This is a genomic window from Bosea sp. NBC_00550 (assembly GCF_026020075.1).
In the GTDB taxonomy this organism is placed as follows: domain Bacteria; phylum Pseudomonadota; class Alphaproteobacteria; order Rhizobiales; family Beijerinckiaceae; genus Allobosea.
Map to the genome: position 1 here is coordinate 4,829,618 of NZ_CP102772.1, position 15,761 is coordinate 4,845,378.

Genomic DNA, 15,761 nt, shown 5'->3' on the forward strand with positions numbered 1-15,761 from the left:
CATTCTCGGGCGAAGCGAAGCGGAGACCCGAGAATCTCAGGCAGGATGAGGCTCAAGGAGCCTCTTTCGGCAGGAGATGCTCGGGTCAGGCCCGAGCATGACGGCTGTTCTCCCGACCATCCTGCGATTTCACCCCACCACCTTCAGCGGATCGACAGAAAGCGTCCGCTTCAGCGCCCTCAGCCCGAACGTCGTGCGCGTCTGGCGTACGCCCGGGATGCGGTAGATCGTCTCGCGCAGGAAGCGCTCGTAGTGGTCGGTGCCGCTGACCACGACCTTGGCGAGATAGTCGTATTCGCCGGTGACCAGATGGGCCTCGACCACCTCCGGCGCCCGGACCAGCGCCTCGCCGAACTGGTCGAGCACCTTGTCGTCATGCTTGTCGAGCGTGATCTCGACGAAGACGACATTGTTGTAGCCGAGCGCCTTGTGGTCGAGCAGCGCGACGTATTTCTCGATCGTGCCGGATTCCTCCAGCCGCTTCACCCGCGTCCAGCAGGGAGAGGGAGAGAGGCCGACCTTTTCGGCCAGCGCCTGCGTCGTCAATCGCCCATCCTCCCGCAACGCAGCGAGAATCTTGCGATCGATCAGATCGAGAGCAGGACCATTCTGGCTCTTTTTATTCATCGGGCGATAATTCCGCAATCTTCGACAAAGGCAGCAGTATCTTCTGCCTCATGTCGAGGACGTCCGCAAATTCGGAAGGAACCTCCGCCCGCGCAGCGTTAGCGTTGGTTGCAAGGGGAACGATCGCGGGCCGGCTGCGGTTGCTGTGCATGGCGGCGCCGACGAGAGGCGCCTTGCCGGATGCACGCGAAGGCGGAATGCTGGTGGCGACAGGGATGGAGACGCTCATGAGCAGCGACAAGGCCGACGGCACGTCGGCGACGGTCCAGCCGCTGAAGTTCCATGTCCCGAAGCCGGCGAGCCGGCCTGGCGAGAAGCCCGACTTCTCCCATGTCGTGATCCCGAAGGCGGGCTCGGTCGCGCGGCCGCCTGTCGACGTCGACCCCAAGGATATCCGCGATCTCGCCTATTCGATCATCCGCGTGTTGAACCGCGAGGGCGAGGCGGTCGGCCCCTGGGCGCCCGATCTCGGCAAGGACGATCTCGTCCGCGGCCTGCGCCACATGATGACGCTGCGGACCTTCGATGCGCGCATGCAGATGGCCCAGCGCCAGGGCAAGACCTCCTTCTACATGCAGCACACGGGCGAGGAGGCGGTGAGCTGCGCCTTCCGCATCGCACTCCAGCCCGGCGACATGAACTTCCCGACCTATCGCCAGGCCGGGCTCCTGATCGCGAACGACTATCCGCTCGTCGACATGATGTGCCAGATCTACTCGAACGAGCGCGATCCGCTGCGCGGCCGGCAATTGCCGATCATGTACTCGTCGAAGGATCACGGCTTCTTCTCGATCTCCGGCAATCTCGCGACGCAGTTCGTCCAGGCCGTCGGCTGGGCGATGGCCTCGGCGATCAAGAACGACACCCGCATCGCCGCGGCCTGGATCGGCGACGGCTCGACGGCGGAATCGGATTTCCACGCCGCGCTGGTCTTCGCCTCGACCTACAAGGCCCCGGTCGTCCTCAACGTCGTCAACAACCAGTGGGCGATCTCGACATTCCAGGGCATCGCGCGCGGCGGCTCCGGCACCTTCGCGGCGCGGGGACTCGGCTTCGGCATCCCGGCCCTGCGCGTCGACGGCAACGACTACCTCGCCACCTATGCCGTGGCGCAATGGGCGATCGAGCGGGCCCGCCGCAATCTCGGGCCGACGCTGGTCGAATACGTCACCTACCGCGCGGGCGCGCATTCCACCTCGGACGACCCTTCCGCCTACCGCCCCAAGCATGAATCCGACGACTGGCCGCTCGGAGACCCGCTGATCCGGCTGAAGCAGCATCTGATCGCGGTCGGCGCCTGGACGGAGGAGCGCCACAAGCAGGCGGAGGCCGAGATCCTCGCAACCGTCATCGCCGCGCAGAAGGAGGCCGAGAGCTTTGGCACGCTGCATTCCGGCGGCAAGCCCTCGGCACGCGACATCTTCGAGGATGTCTATGCCGAGCTGCCGCCGCATCTGCGCCGCCAGCGCCAGCAGATCGGAGTCTGACGCGATGGCCAAGATGACGATGATCGAGGCGATCCGCTCCGCCATGGATGTCTCCATGGGCCGCGACGACAATGTCGTGGTCTTCGGCGAGGATGTCGGCTTCTTCGGCGGCGTCTTCCGCTGCACGCATGGGCTCCAGCAGAAATACGGCGTCTCGCGCTGCTTCGATGCACCGATCAACGAACTGGGCATCGTCGGCACCGCGGTCGGCATGGCCGCCTATGGCCTCCGCCCCTGCGTCGAGATCCAGTTCGCCGACTACATGTATCCGGCCTATGACCAGATCGTCTCGGAAGCAGCGCGCCTGCGCTACCGTTCGGCCGGGGATTTCACCTGCCCGATGGTGATCCGCATGCCGACCGGCGGCGGCATCTTCGGCGGCCAGACCCATAGCCAGAGTCCGGAAGCCCTCTTTACCCATGTCTCCGGCCTGAAGACCGTCGTCCCGTCCAACCCCTACGACGCCAAGGGCCTGCTGATCGCGGCTATCGAGGACCCGGACCCGGTGATCTTCCTCGAGCCGAAGCGGCTCTATAACGGCCCCTTCGACGGCCATCACGACAGACCCGTAACAGCCTGGTCGAAGCACGAGCTCTCCGAGGTGCCGGACGGCCATTACACCGTGCCGCTCGGCAAGGCGGTGACGCGGCGCGAGGGTAGTGCCGTGACCATCATCGCCTACGGCACCATGGTGCATGTCGCCCTCGCCGCCGCCGAGGATACCGGGATCGACGCCGAGGTCATCGATCTGCGCACGCTGGTCCCGCTCGATCTGGAGGCGATCATCGCGTCGGTCGAGAAGACCGGCCGCTGCATCGTGCTGCACGAGGCGACGCTGACCTCCGGCTTCGGCGGCGAGCTGGCCTCGCTGGTGCAGGAGCACTGCTTCTACCATCTGGAGGCGCCGGTGATGCGCGTCACCGGTTGGGACACGCCCTATCCGCATGCGCAGGAATGGGACTACTTCCCCGGTCCCGCCCGCCTCGGACAGGCGCTGCGCGACATCATGGAGGCACGCTGATGGCCGAGCGCATCATCAAGCTGCCGGATGTCGGCGAGGGCATCGCCGAGGCGGAACTCGTCGAGTGGCACGTCAAGGTCGGCGACATCGTCCGCGAAGACGATCTGCTCGCCGCCGTGATGACCGACAAGGCGACGGTCGAGATTCCTTCTCCCGTCGAGGGCGAGGTCACCTGGGTCGGCGCGGAGGTCGGCGACACCGTCGCGATCGGCTCACCGATCGTGAAGCTCAAGATTGCGGGTGCGGACGGCGCGGAGAGCGACGATGTCGCGGGGAACCAGTCCGTCATTCCGGCGCAGGCCGAAGGCCTGAGCCCGGAGCCCAGAACCGATGCGTCTCTTCGCAAGGGCGCCGGTGGCGGGGCGACAACCTCCGACAACCCAGCGGTTCTGGGTTCCGGGCCCTTCGCTGACGCGAAGTCCCGGAATGACGGCGGTGGTTCCGTTGCTAAACCGGCTGCCCCGCCGCCGCCGAAGCCGGCGCGCGCCGGTACCACACCCGCCCAGCGCCGCGCGCCGGGCGAGAAGCCTCTTGCTTCGCCGGCCGTGCGCCTCAAGGCGCGTGAGGCCGGCGTCGATCTGCGGCAGGTCCAGGGCACCGGCCCGGCCGGCCGCATCAGCCATGAGGATATCGACGCCTTCCTGCTACGCGGCCCCGAGCCGGCACGCGGCGGCGGGCTGGTCGAGCAGAATGCGGTTACCGACATCAAGGTCGTCGGCCTGCGCCGGCGCATCGCCGAGAAGATGGCGCTGTCCAAGTCGCGCATCCCGCACATCACCATCGTCGAGGAGATCAACGTCTCGCCGCTGGAAGACCTGCGCGCGACGCTGAACAAGAAGCCGACGCCGGAACGGCCGAAGCTGACGATGCTGCCCTTCCTGATGCGCGCCATGGTCAAGGCGCTCGGCGAGCAGCCGGCGCTCAACGCGCTCTACGAAGACGATGCCGGGGTCGTGCACCAGCATGCCGCGATCAATATCGGCATCGCCACGCAGACGCCGTCCGGCCTCGTGGTGCCGGTGGTGAAGCATGCCGAGGCGCGCGATCTCTGGGGCTGCGGCATCGAGCTCAACCGCCTCGCCGAGCGCGCGCGTGACGGCACCGCGACGCGCGACGAGCTCACCGGCTCGACCATCACCATCACCTCGCTCGGCGCGCTCGGCGGCATCGCCACGACGCCGGTGATCAACTACCCGGAAGTCGCCATCGTCGGCGTCAACAAGATGGTCGTGCGCCCGGTCTGGGACGGCACGACTTTCGTGCCGCGCAAGATGATGAACCTCTCCTCCAGCTTCGACCACCGCGTCATCGACGGCTGGGACGCCGCCGTCTTCGTGCAGCGGCTGAAGGAACTGCTGGAGAACCCGGCCACGCTCTTCGTGGACATCTGAGGAGCAAGCCATGACCGAGATCACCTGCAAGCTCCTCGTCATCGGCGCCGGCCCTGGCGGCTATGTCTGCGCCATCCGCGCCGGCCAGCTCGGCATCGACACCGTCATCGTAGAGAGCACCAAGCTCGGCGGCAGCTGCCTCAATGTCGGCTGCATCCCCTCCAAGGCGATGATCCATGTCGCCGAGGAGTTCGAGAAGGCGGCCGAGGCCGCCGCCGGCAAGACGCCCTTCGGCCTGACCGCCGCGGAGCCTAAACTCGACCTGAAGCAGGCAGTGGCCTGGAAGGACGGCATCGTCCAGCGCCTCAACAACGGCGTCGCCGCGCTGCTGCGAAAGGCCAAGGTCAAGATCGTCCATGGCAAGGCGCGTTTCCGCGACGGCAAGACCGTCGTGGTCGAGACCGAGACCGGCCCGCGCACGATCAGGGCGGAGGCGATCGTCATCGCGACCGGCTCCGCGCCGGTGGAACTGCCCTTCCTGCCCTTCGGTGGAAACACCATCTCGTCGACCGGCGCGCTGGCGCTGACCGAATTGCCGAAGCGGCTCGTCGTGGTCGGCGGCGGCTATATCGGCCTCGAACTCGGCACCGCCTTCGCCAAGCTCGGCAGCAAGGTCACGGTGGTGGAGGCGCAGGAGCGCATCCTGCCGCTCTACGACACCGAACTGACGGGCCCGGTCTCGAAGCGCCTGACTGCGCTCGGCGTCGAGGTGCTCACGGGCGCCAAGGCGCTTGGGGCAACGCCGAAGGGCGACGGGCTGCGCATCGAGACGGCCGATGGCACCGAGCGTGCGCTACCGGCCGACAAGATCCTCGTCACCGTCGGCCGCAAGCCGGTCACCGACGATCTCGGGCTTGAGAACCTCGTTCTCGACAGGGATGGCCGCTTCATCCGTATCGGCGAGCGCTGCGAGACCGCGATGCGCGGCATCTACGCCATCGGCGACGTGACCGGAGAGCCGATGCTGGCGCACCGCGCCATGGCGCAGGGCGAGATGGTGGCGGAGATCGTCGCCGGCCTGCCGCGGGCCTGGGACAAGCGCGGCATCGCGGCGATCTGCTTCACCGATCCCGAGATCGTTTCGGTCGGCCTTTCCCCTGAGGAGGCCAAGCGCGCCGGCCATGAGCTCAAGATCGGCCAGTTCCCCTTCGCCGCCAATGGCCGCGCCATGACCCGCCATGCCGAGGCCGGCTTCGTCCGCGTCGTCGCGCAGGCCGGCAGCGAATTGGTGCTCGGCATCCAGGCGGTCGGGCAGGGCGTCTCGGAACTCTCGGCCGCCTTCGGGCTGGCCATCGAGATGGGAGCGACGCTGCAGGACATCGCCGGCACGATCCACGCCCATCCGACGCTCGGCGAGGCCTTCCCGGAGGCCGCGATGAAGGCGCTGGGGCACGCGCTGCACATCTGAAAACGCCCCGCGACCGATCCGCGCAGGCAGCCAGCTAAGATGCATACAATATTGACATTGTCTGTATCGAGGCTGATCTGAGGGGCAACGCCGATCGAATGGCGCCGTCCCGAGGAGACATTCCATGTCCGGCGAGCACTGGCCGCCACTCTCTCCGCTCCAGACCGGCCTGCGCGGCCGCTGCCCGCGCTGCGGGCAGGGCAAGATGTTCGAGAGCTTCCTGAAGCTGAAGCCGAAATGCGAGGTCTGCGGTCTCGACTATTCCTTCGCCGACCCGGCGGATGGACCGGCCTTCTTCGTGATGATGTTCGTCTGCATCCCGGCCGCGGCCTTCCCGCTCTGGCTGGAATTGACCTACAATCCGCCGACCTGGGTGCATCTCGTCACCACGCTGCCGCTGATCCTGCTGACCTGCATTCCGCCGCTCCAGCCGCTGAAGGGCTGGCTCGTCGCCTCGCAATTCTTCCACAAGGCCGAGGAAGGCCGGCTCGCCCGCCCGACGCCGCAGGACAAGCCGGCGGCCTGATCCTGACAAAGCTGTTTCAACAGCTGCTGATCTGCGACGGAACCACGGCGTCATCCCCGGCTTGACCCGGGATCCATGCCGGAGCGCTTCCGGTCGAGGTTCAGGCATGGATCCCGGCTCTCCGCTTCGCTCCGGCCGGGATGACCCGCGTTTCCGTAAAATCGCAGGGCCTCTACCCGGTTTCAGGGTGTTCAGCGCGCCTCTTGTCGCTCCAATTCATTGCCTGCGATCAGCTCGGCCAGAAGTCGGAGCGCTTCGGCCAGCCGCGCCCGTTCCGGTATCGCCCCCAGTGCGATCCGGATCGCGTCCGGAGCCTGGCCCCCCGTGCTGAACGCATCTGCCGCCATGACGCCGAGCCCGGCCGTCCGGGCACGCTCGATCAGGCGGCTGCGCTCCCAATGCGCGGGCAGCGGCTGCCAGACATGCAGCGCATAGGGATGGCCCTGCATCGTCTCGGGCAAAATCCCTCTCGCCAGTACTTGCCGCTCGGCCGCTTCGCGCCGCACGCCCTCCAGCAGATCCTTGGCCACGCCGATCCTGATCCAATGCGTGGCAAGTGCCGTCATCAATGGCGCGGGCATCAGGGCGGTCGCGCGCAAGGCGTCGAGGAACGGAGCGTCGTCGGCTCCCTCGGGCATGACGATGAAGGCCGTTCGCAGGCCGGGCGTCAGCACCTTCGACAAGGTCGCGATATGCCATGTCCGCTCCGGCGCCAGCGCAGCGAGCGGCGGGGGCGCATCCCCGGCGAGCAGGCTGTAGGGATCGTCCTCGATCAGCACGAGGTCGCGTCGGCGGGCGACGGCGACGAGTTCGCGGCGGCGCTGTTCGCTGATCGTGATGCAGGTCGGATTCTGCAGCGTCGGTGTCAGCGCGAACAGCCGCGCTCCGTAGCGGATGGCAGCCTCGTCGAGCGCGTCCGGGAGCGGGCCGTCAGCATCACTCGCGACAGGAGCCATGGTAAGCCCATGTTGCCGGGCCGCGCCGATCAGGCCGGGATAGGTCAGCGGTTCCGTCAGGACCGTATCGCCGGGCCGGGCCAGCAGCGAGAGGAGGGCGTTCAGCCCCGTTTGCGCTCCCGGCACGACGGCGATGCGCTGCGGCGCAAGCACGCCCATCAGCGGCGCGAGCCAGGCGGCTCCGGCCGCGCGTTCGGCCAGCGACCCGGCCCCGCCATGATAGTTCATCAGCTGGTCGGCATCGCTGCGCGCCAGAATCTCGGCGATGCCGCGCTGCATCAGCTCGCCCAGTCGCAGCCCCTTCGGTGCCGGCGGGATCGTCATGCTGAGGTCGAGCGCAGGCCCCTCCTGCTCCTGCCGGACCGAGATGAAGGAGCCGCGCCCGGTCACGGCGTCGATCAGCCCGCGTTCGCGGGCTTCGCCGAAGGCGCGGGTCACCGTGGTGAGATCGACCGCGAGATGATCGGCCAGCTTGCGCTGCGGCGGCAGCCGGTCGCCGGGCCGGAGTAGCCCCTTGGTCACGGCCTGTTCGAGCTGCGCGACGATCTGCAGGTAGCGCGGCCCTGCCGCCGGATCGAGCCGGCCGATCCAGCGGATCGCTTCATCGCCTTCGACCATCGCAGCGCGGGTTTCCATACATTCGCAGGATTGTAGGTATCGCTTAGCTCGACCGGCGCCTTCGCGCCAGTTGTATCGTGTTGCTCCCTTCCACGGTGATGCCCATGGCGATCAACGGCGGCTCCTGTAAAAGGGCGATGTCAGCCGGGACGGAGACAGGGAATGGCACGCCTGCGCCTCGATGCGCTCGACCGCAAGATCATCGCGGAACTGCAGATCAATTCGCGCCTTTCGGTGCAGGACCTCGCCCAGCGCATCGGCCTCTCCGCCTCGCCCTGCGCGCGCCGCATCCGCATGCTGGAGGAGGCCGGCGTCATCCAGGGCTATGCCGCGATCATCGACCAGACCAAGGTCGGCCTGCCGATCAGCGTCTTCGCCTCGGTCAAGCTGGAGCGCCAGCGCGAGGACGAGCTAGACCGTTTCTCGCAGGCCGTGGCGCGCTGGCCCGAAGTGGTCGACTGTTATCTGATGACCGGGCAGCGCGACTATCTCCTGCGCATCGTCGTGCGCGACCTGCCGGCCTATGAGCGCTTCCTCAAGGACAAGCTCACCCGCCTAGACGGCGTCGCCTCGATCGAATCGAGCTTCGCGTTGGGCCAGGTGAAGCGCTCCAGCGCCCTGCCGATCGCGGCAGTGGCGGAGGAGGATTGAGGGGAGTCGGACGGGCGGAGAAACACATCGTCATCCCGGGGCATGCCATCGGCATGAGCCCGGAACCCAGAACCGATACCGGATCTAAATGAAGCGGCGCGACTGCTGCGCTCTCGATAAGATGCATCGGTTCTGGGTTCCGGGCTCTTCGCTGCGCGAAGCCCCGGAATGACGATGGCAGCTGTTCTAACGCTCCGCCGAAGCCGCCCAGATGTTGATGCCGCCATCGACCGCATGCTTGTCGATCGCCGCCAGCTCGTCGGCGGAAAATTCCGGGTTCTTCAGCGCCGCGACGCAATCGGTCACTTGCTCCGGCCGGCTCGCGCCGATCAGGGCCGAGGTGACGCGTCCGCCGCGCAGCACCCAGGCGATCGCCATCTGGGCGAGGCTCTGGCCGCGCGCGCTGGCGATCTCGTTCAGCGCCGCGATGCTCCTGAGATTGTCCTCGCTCAGGAAACCTTCGCGGAAGGAAGGCGCCTTCTTGTCGGCACGGCTGCCGGCCGGCACGCCCTTGAGGTACTTGTCGGTCAGCATGCCCTGCGCCAGCGGCGAGAACACGATCGAGCCGATCCCCTCCGCATCGAGCGTGTCGAGCAGCCCGTCCTGCTCGATCCAGCGGTTGAGCATCGAATAGCTCGGCTGGTGGATCAGGCAGGGCGTGCCGAGCCGGCGCAGGATCGCGACCGCTTCCTGCGTGCGCTTCGAATTGTAGGAGGAGAGCCCGACATAGAGCGCCTTGCCCTGGCGGACGATGGCGTCGAGCGCACCCATCGTCTCTTCCAGCGGCGTGTTCGGGTCGAAGCGGTGCGAATAGAAGATGTCGACATAGTCGAGCTTCATCCGCTTCAGGCTCTGGTCGAGGCTGGAGATCAGGTATTTGCGGCTGCCCCATTCGCCATAGGGGCCGGGCCACATCCGGTAGCCGGCCTTGGTCGAGATCAACAGCTCGTCGCGATAATCAGCGAAATCTTGGGCGAGGATCTCGCCGAAGGCGGTTTCGGCCGAGCCGGGCGGGGGGCCGTAATTATTGGCGAGGTCGAAATGGGTGATGCCGAGGTCGAAGGCCGTGCGGCAGATCTCGCGCATATTGGTGCGGCTGCCGGTCTCGCCGAAATTCTGCCAGAGGCCGAGCGAGAGCGCCGGCAACTGCAGCCCGCTGCGGCCGCAGCGATTGTAGCGCATCGCGTCATAGCGGTTCGGATTGGCCATGGCCTGTCTCTCTCAATCGATTGAATGGTCGATAAGATGAAGGCCCGGTGGCTTTGCGTCCACCGGGCCTTGCGTCTGTCAGGTCGCTATCCGATCAGGCTGCGGCGTAGCCGACCGTGCCCTTGATCTCAAGGAACTCCTCGAGGCCGAAATCGGCGTATTCGCGGCCGTTGCCGGACTGCTTGTAGCCGCCGAAGGGCGCGCCCGCGTCCCAGGCCGGATAGTTGATATAGACGTTGCCCGAGCGCATCTGCGCCGCGATCTTGCGGGCGCGATCCTGCGAGCCAGACTGGACATAGGAAGCGAGGCCGTAGGGCGTGTCGTTGGCGCGCTCCACCACCTCGTCGTCGCTCTTGTAGGGCAGGATCGAGAGCACGGGTCCGAAGATCTCTTCGCGCGCGATCGTCATCTCGTCGGTGACGCCGCCGAAGACCGTCGGGCGGACATAGTAGCCGCGGTTCAGACCTTCCGGCCGGCCGGGGCCGCCGGTGACCAGCGTTGCGCCTTCCTTGATGCCGGCCTCGATCAGGCGCTGGATCTTCTCGTACTGCACCTCGCTGACGACCGGGCCGAGGAAGACGCCGTCCGCCGAGGGAGCGCCGACCTTGAGCGGCTCGGCGACCTGCTTGGCGATGGCGAGCGCTTCCTCATGCAGCTTCTCGGGCACGAACATCCGGGTCGGCGCGTTGCAGGACTGGCCGGAGTTGCGCATCACGCTCTCGACGCCGAGCTTCACCGACTTCTTCAGGTCGGCATCGTCGAGGATGATGTTGGCCGATTTGCCGCCGAGCTCCTGATGCACGCGCTTGACGGTGTCCGCCGCCGCCTTGGCGACGAGGATGCCGGCGCGGGTCGAGCCGGTGAAGGAGACCATGTCGACGCCCGGATGGCGCGAGATCGCCTCGCCGACCGTCGGGCCATCGCCGTTGACGAGGTTGAACACGCCCTTCGGCACGCCGGCCTCATGCATGGCTTCCGCGAAGATGATGGCGTTGAGCGGTGCGATCTCGGAGGGCTTCAGCACCATGGTGCAGCCGGCGGCCAGCGCTGGCGCGACCTTGCACATGATCTGGTTGAGCGGCCAGTTCCACGGCGTGATCATGCCGACGACGCCGATCGCCTCCTTGGCGATCAGGGTGGTGCCGCGCAGCTCCTCGAACTCGAAATTCTCGAGCGTCTCGATCATCTTGGCGAGATGGGCGGTGCCCATCGCGGCCTGCGCGCGATGCGCCAGCTCCTTCGGCGCGCCCATTTCGCGCGAGAGCGCGTCGGCGATGTCGTCGTAGCGCTTCTTGTAGGCCTCTGCGAGGCGGCGCATCAGCGCGAGGCGCTCGGCCTTCGAGGTCGCGGCGAAGGCGGGGAAGGCCGCGCGGGCCGCGGCGACGGCCTTGTCGACATCGGCCTGCTCGCCGAGAGCGATGGTGGCGAAAACCTCCTCGTTGGACGGATCGACGACGCCCAGCGTGCGCTTGCCGGAGGGCTGCACCCACTGGCCGTCGATGTAGAATTCGAGCTCATGCGACATGGTCTGGTCTCCCTGATCGTGTCTTGGCTCAAAGGCGCGCGAACCCGGCCGGGAAGCGGCCGTTCGTCCATGCCCTGAGCAAGGAACTGTCGATGCCGGACGCGAACGGGCGGCCTTGCGCGATCATGCATCGCCGGCCGCCATCGACGCCTTCGTCTGACAGGTGGCACGTTAGGGGGGCGGCGCGCGCCTGTCACGGGGCGCCGTGTCGCATTTGCGGATGGCGGCCATGCAGCGGCGATCCTTGTCGAAAGTGCTGGGTGGTGTGGGCAGCTTCCAGAGATGATGTTGCCGGAGCCTCAGCCGTCATTCCGGGGCAGGCCGCAGGCCTGAGACCGGAACCCAGAACCAATGCCGTTATTCATTTGATCGGTGACCCAACCGCGCCTTCGTGGAGATCGTATCGGTTCTGGGTTCCGGGCTCTTCGCTGGCGCGAAGCCCCGGAATGACGGGGGAGCCACGACAGGCCGGCGACGAACTGCCCATAGCGCCTACAGCCGCGCCTTGACGCTGCGCGGCGTCGCCAGCAGCAGGCTGGTCTCGCTGTTGGTGACGCCGGGGATCAGGCGGATGCGTCTGAGCACCTGGTCGAAGGCGATCAGGTCGGAGGTGCCGAGCTCGACCACGAGGTCCCAGTTGCCGTTGGTGGTGTGGATGCTGGAGACCTCGCTGAAGCCGCTCAAGGCTGTGGTGACCGCGTCCGCCGCCTGGCCGGCGATCTCGATCATGGTGATGCCGCGCACCGGCAGGTCGATCGCGTCCGAGCGGAGGATTACGGTGAAGCCGATGATCTCGCCCGACTGTTCCAGCTTCTCCAGCCGCGAGCGCACCGTCGCCCGCGTCAGGCCGAGATCGGCCGCAAGGTCCGAGATGCTGCGGCGCCCGTCATGGCGCAGCAGGGTGATGAGGCGCTGATCGATATCGTCCATTGTCCATATTGGATAATCGCCTTTACCGATCCGATCAATCTTGGCATCGATCAGGTCAATCTGGCTTCTATCGCCTGCCGCTCAAAACGCGGACAATGGGTCTTTCATAAGAACAGCGCGGGGACCCATGATTCAGCAGCTCAACGTCGTGCCTTTCGTCAGCGTCGACCACATGATGAAGCTGGTCCATGCGATCGGCATCGAACGCGTGCTGTCCGATATCGCCGGCTATATCGAGGACGATTTCCGGCGCTGGGAGATCTTCGACAAGACGCCGCGCATCGCTTCGCACAGCCTCGAAGGCGTGATCGAGTTGATGCCGACCAGCGACGGCAAGCTCTACGGCTTCAAATACGTCAACGGCCACCCCAAGAACATGAAGGCCGGGCTACAGACGGTCACCGCCTTCGGCCTGCTCTCCGACGTCGCGACTGGCTATCCCGTGCTGCTCTCGGAGATGACCCTGCTGACGGCGCTGCGCACGGCGGCGATGTCGGCGGTGGCGGCGAAGCACCTCGCGCCGAAGAACGCCGCGACGATGGCGATCATTGGCAATGGCGCGCAGTCCGAGTTCCAGGCCTTCGCCTTCCGGGCGCTGCTCGGCATCGACAATCTGCGCCTTTACGACGTCGACCCGGCCGCGACCGAGAAATGCGCCCGCAATCTCGCGCGCCACGGCTTCAGGATCACCCGCTGCGCCACCGCCATGGAGGCGGTCGAGGGCGCGGAGATCGTCACCACCGTCACGGCCGACAAGCAGTATGCGACGATCCTGACCGACAACATGGTCGGTGCCGGCGTCCATATCAACGCGGTCGGCGGCGACTGCCCGGGCAAGACCGAGATCCACCGCGATGTGCTGCTGCGCTCCTCGATCTTCGTCGAATACCCGCCGCAGACCCGCATCGAGGGCGATATCCAGCAGCTCGACCCGGATCACCCGGTCGAGGAACTCTGGAAGGTCATCGCCGGCGTCGCGCCGGGCCGCAGCGACGTTAGTCAGATCACGATGTTCGACTCGGTCGGCTTCGCCATCGAGGATTTCTCGGCGCTGCGCTACGTCTATGAGCGCATCCGCGAGGCCGGCACCTATGTCGACCTCGACCTGATCGCGGATCCCGACGATCCGCGCGATCTCTTCGGCATGCTGATGCGCGCCGCGCCGAGCGCCGTGGTCGCGGCCTGAGAGCGAGGTTCAGAACTTCGCGCTCAGGAAGGCCCTGACCCCGCGGCCCGGCAGCACCACCTCGTCCTTGCGGAACGAGACGGCGTTGCGGATCGTCTCGTTGAGCAGATTGGTGCCGTTGACGCCGGCCGTCAGCTCCACAGGGCCAAGCGGACTCTCCTTGATCTTGAAGCGATAGCTCAGCTCGGCGTTCAGCAGGTTGTAGCCGTCGGTGGTGGTTTCCTCGGGTGCGGTGCGCTTCTGCGAGAAGGCGTGAAGCAGGGTGACGCGCGCCTGCCAGCTTTCTCCGCCGCGCCAGAACAGGCCGCCACCGAGCCGCTGCGGCGGAATGCGCGGCACGTTCTCGCCGCCGGAGAACTTCGCGCGCACGATGTCGTATTGTCCTTCGATGCCGAAGACGTGCGGGCCGATGGCGAAGAGGTCGTACTGCGTCTTCAGCTCGCCGCCGAGGAAGGTCGCGTTGCGCTGGCTGTAGATGACCTGGGTCAGCTCGTCGCCGGTGCCGCAACTTGTGAACTCGTCGTCGCAGCGGGTGCCGGTGACATGCCGGTAGATGAAGCCTTCATAGCGCGTCGCATAGAGGGAGGCGTCGAAGCGCCACGGGCCGGCGCTGCGGCGCAGGCCGAGTTCCACCGTCTTGGCGGCCTCCTTCCTCAGGTTGGGATCGCCGATCTCGAAGGTGCCGGGTGCATCATGGGCGCCGCGCGAGAACAGCTCGGCGGCCTTCGGTGCCCGCTCGATATAGGAGCCGGCGAGGCTCGCCACGAAACCGTAGGGCAGGTCCTGCAGCAGGCCGATGCTGGCGCTGAGCGGCACGAAACGGCGCGTGCGCGGATCGTCCGTAGGGTCGCCGGAAGCACCGAGCAGATCGGCGGGGAAGATCGCGCCGGTGCCCGAGACGCGGGCATAGTCGATGCGCCCCGCCGCCTGCAGCTTGGTGCCCGGCAGAAGCTGAAGCTCGTTGAAGTTGTAGAGCGCGGCGGTCTGCGTCGTCGCCGGCAGCAGCAGGCCGCCGGCCTCGCCCGCCGTGCCGATCTCCTGCCGACCGAACTGCACGCCGAAGGCGGAGGTCAGGCGGCCGATCCCGATATCGACCGGCTTGAGCTGCGCCTCGACGCGGCCCTCGACCTCGCGGTTCTTGAAGGTCGCCGCGGTCTCGAACAGGCCGTCGCCGTTCAGGCCTTTCTCGTCATGGCGATAGACCGAGCCGCCCACCCAGTAGCGGATCGTGTCGATGAAGCCGCCGTCGATTTGGAACTCGCCCTTGCTGGCCAGCCGCGTCTGCTCGAGATCGATGCGGGTGCGGCTCTGGGCGGCGTCGTTGCCGGGAATGCCGTAGAGGCTGGTGAAATGCGAGAGCGAGAAGCCGATGAAGCCGTTCTGCAGGAAATAGGTGCCGCCGATCGCCTGCCCGTGCGAGCGGGAGAAGCTGTTGAACTGCCGGCCGCCGGGAATGCGGTAGTCCTCGGCATTGCGGTGATAGATGTCGCCATGGATGACGAACTGGCCGGAGCGGGCATCGATCAGCGCCGAATTCTCGAAGCCGTTGTCGACGGAGGAGACCGACGAGCGCGTCTCGGCATGGAAGCCCGGAGCGATCAGCATGGAGGGAATGCGGTTGTTCTCGACACTCACGACTCCGCCGATCGCCTGCGAGCCGTAGCGCAGCGTGCCGGGGCCGCGGATCACCTCGATGCGCTGCGCCGCCAGCGGGTCGATCGGCACGCCATGGTCCTCGCCGAGGTCGGAGACGTCCTGCGAGCCGATGCCGTTTTCCTGGATGCGCACCCGGACATTATCGAGGCCGCGGATCACTGGCCGGTCGGCGCCTCCCGGCGCGAAGCCGGAATTGGTGATGCCGGGCTCGTTGGCGAGCTGGTCGCCGAGCGTGCGCCCGCCATTGCGCAGGATGTCCGGCGCGGTCAGCACCGTCACCGACGAGAAGCTGCGGTTGAGGGGCACGGTGTCCCCGCCTGCCTGCGCGGCCTCCGGCAACACGCGCGGCTGGATCGGGCTCGGCGCGGTGACGGTGATTTCCGGGAGAACGATCGCGCCTTGTGCCAGCGCGCCCGAGGACAGGAGAGAGCCGAAGGCCGTGCCGGCGGCAAGGTGGGCGACAAGGCGAGTGGCAAGGCGCGCGGCATGGCGCGGCCGGAAGCGAGGCTGGGTCATCTGATATCTCGATTGGGCAGGGAGGGCGCCGGCTTTGCGGCGATGACGGAACGG

Annotated in this window: 14 protein-coding genes; 7 read left to right on the forward strand and 7 right to left on the reverse strand. The window is 66.9% G+C overall.

Features of this window, described 5'->3' with window-relative positions; all coding sequences use genetic code 11:
- Positions 1-129: 129 nt before the first annotated feature.
- Positions 130-627, reverse strand: coding sequence for an Lrp/AsnC family transcriptional regulator (locus NWE53_RS22995; protein ID WP_265051654.1), 498 nt, complete (start codon positions 625-627; stop codon positions 130-132).
- Complete coding sequence (locus NWE53_RS23000; protein ID WP_265051655.1) at positions 620-856, reverse strand: hypothetical protein; 237 nt, start codon at positions 854-856, stop codon at positions 620-622. The genes NWE53_RS22995 and NWE53_RS23000 overlap by 8 nt, the downstream gene beginning before the upstream one ends.
- On the opposite strand from NWE53_RS23000, the gene NWE53_RS23005 reads away from it, so the two are divergent.
- From NWE53_RS23005 to NWE53_RS23025, 5 genes are all read left to right on the forward strand, one after another.
- Positions 855-2,114, forward strand: coding sequence for a 3-methyl-2-oxobutanoate dehydrogenase (2-methylpropanoyl-transferring) subunit alpha (locus NWE53_RS23005; RefSeq protein ID WP_265051656.1), 1,260 nt, complete (start codon positions 855-857; stop codon positions 2,112-2,114). The genes NWE53_RS23000 and NWE53_RS23005 overlap by 2 nt on opposite strands.
- Positions 2,115-2,118: 4 nt before the next feature.
- Entirely contained in the window at positions 2,119-3,135 is a 1,017-nt protein-coding gene (locus tag NWE53_RS23010) for an alpha-ketoacid dehydrogenase subunit beta (protein WP_265051657.1), read from the forward strand.
- The gene (locus NWE53_RS23015; protein WP_265051658.1) at positions 3,135-4,526 is read left to right on the forward strand and encodes a dihydrolipoamide acetyltransferase family protein; all 1,392 of its coding nucleotides are present in this window, start codon (positions 3,135-3,137) and stop codon (positions 4,524-4,526) included. The genes NWE53_RS23010 and NWE53_RS23015 overlap by 1 nt, the downstream gene beginning before the upstream one ends.
- A gap of 10 nt (positions 4,527-4,536) precedes the next feature.
- On the forward strand, positions 4,537-5,934 hold the full coding sequence (lpdA, locus tag NWE53_RS23020) for a dihydrolipoyl dehydrogenase (RefSeq protein WP_265051659.1): 1,398 nt from the start codon (positions 4,537-4,539) through the stop codon (positions 5,932-5,934).
- Positions 5,935-6,058: 124 nt separating this feature from the next.
- Entirely contained in the window at positions 6,059-6,460 is a 402-nt protein-coding gene (locus NWE53_RS23025) for a DUF983 domain-containing protein (RefSeq protein WP_265051660.1), read from the forward strand.
- Between the two features lie 191 nt (positions 6,461-6,651).
- Here the strand turns inward: NWE53_RS23025 and NWE53_RS23030 are convergent, their stop codons facing one another.
- On the reverse strand, positions 6,652-8,034 hold the full coding sequence (locus NWE53_RS23030) for an aminotransferase-like domain-containing protein (RefSeq protein ID WP_265051661.1): 1,383 nt from the start codon (positions 8,032-8,034) through the stop codon (positions 6,652-6,654).
- A 162-nt stretch (positions 8,035-8,196) separates the two neighbouring features.
- Between NWE53_RS23030 and NWE53_RS23035 the strand changes: the two genes are divergently transcribed.
- The gene (locus NWE53_RS23035) at positions 8,197-8,685 is read left to right on the forward strand and encodes an Lrp/AsnC family transcriptional regulator (RefSeq protein ID WP_265051662.1); all 489 of its coding nucleotides are present in this window, start codon (positions 8,197-8,199) and stop codon (positions 8,683-8,685) included.
- A 186-nt stretch (positions 8,686-8,871) separates the two neighbouring features.
- On the opposite strand, the gene mgrA is transcribed toward NWE53_RS23035, so the two are convergent.
- From mgrA to NWE53_RS23050, 3 genes are all read right to left on the reverse strand, one after another.
- Positions 8,872-9,894: an L-glyceraldehyde 3-phosphate reductase gene (mgrA, locus tag NWE53_RS23040; RefSeq protein ID WP_265051663.1), complete on the reverse strand. Its 1,023-nt coding sequence runs from the start codon at positions 9,892-9,894 to the stop codon at positions 8,872-8,874.
- A 94-nt stretch (positions 9,895-9,988) separates the two neighbouring features.
- Positions 9,989-11,419, reverse strand: a complete 1,431-nt coding sequence (locus NWE53_RS23045) for an aldehyde dehydrogenase family protein (RefSeq protein WP_265051664.1) — start codon at positions 11,417-11,419, stop codon at positions 9,989-9,991.
- A gap of 492 nt (positions 11,420-11,911) precedes the next feature.
- Complete coding sequence (locus tag NWE53_RS23050; RefSeq protein ID WP_265051665.1) at positions 11,912-12,349, reverse strand: Lrp/AsnC family transcriptional regulator; 438 nt, start codon at positions 12,347-12,349, stop codon at positions 11,912-11,914.
- Positions 12,350-12,476: 127 nt separating this feature from the next.
- On the opposite strand from NWE53_RS23050, the gene NWE53_RS23055 reads away from it, so the two are divergent.
- On the forward strand, positions 12,477-13,535 hold the full coding sequence (locus NWE53_RS23055) for an ornithine cyclodeaminase (protein WP_265051666.1): 1,059 nt from the start codon (positions 12,477-12,479) through the stop codon (positions 13,533-13,535).
- A gap of 9 nt (positions 13,536-13,544) precedes the next feature.
- On the opposite strand, the gene NWE53_RS23060 is transcribed toward NWE53_RS23055, so the two are convergent.
- Positions 13,545-15,707 carry a TonB-dependent receptor gene (locus tag NWE53_RS23060; protein WP_265051667.1) on the reverse strand — a complete coding sequence of 721 codons (2,163 nt, stop codon included), beginning with the start codon at positions 15,705-15,707 and terminating at the stop codon, positions 13,545-13,547.
- Between the last annotated feature and the right edge of the window lie 54 nt (positions 15,708-15,761).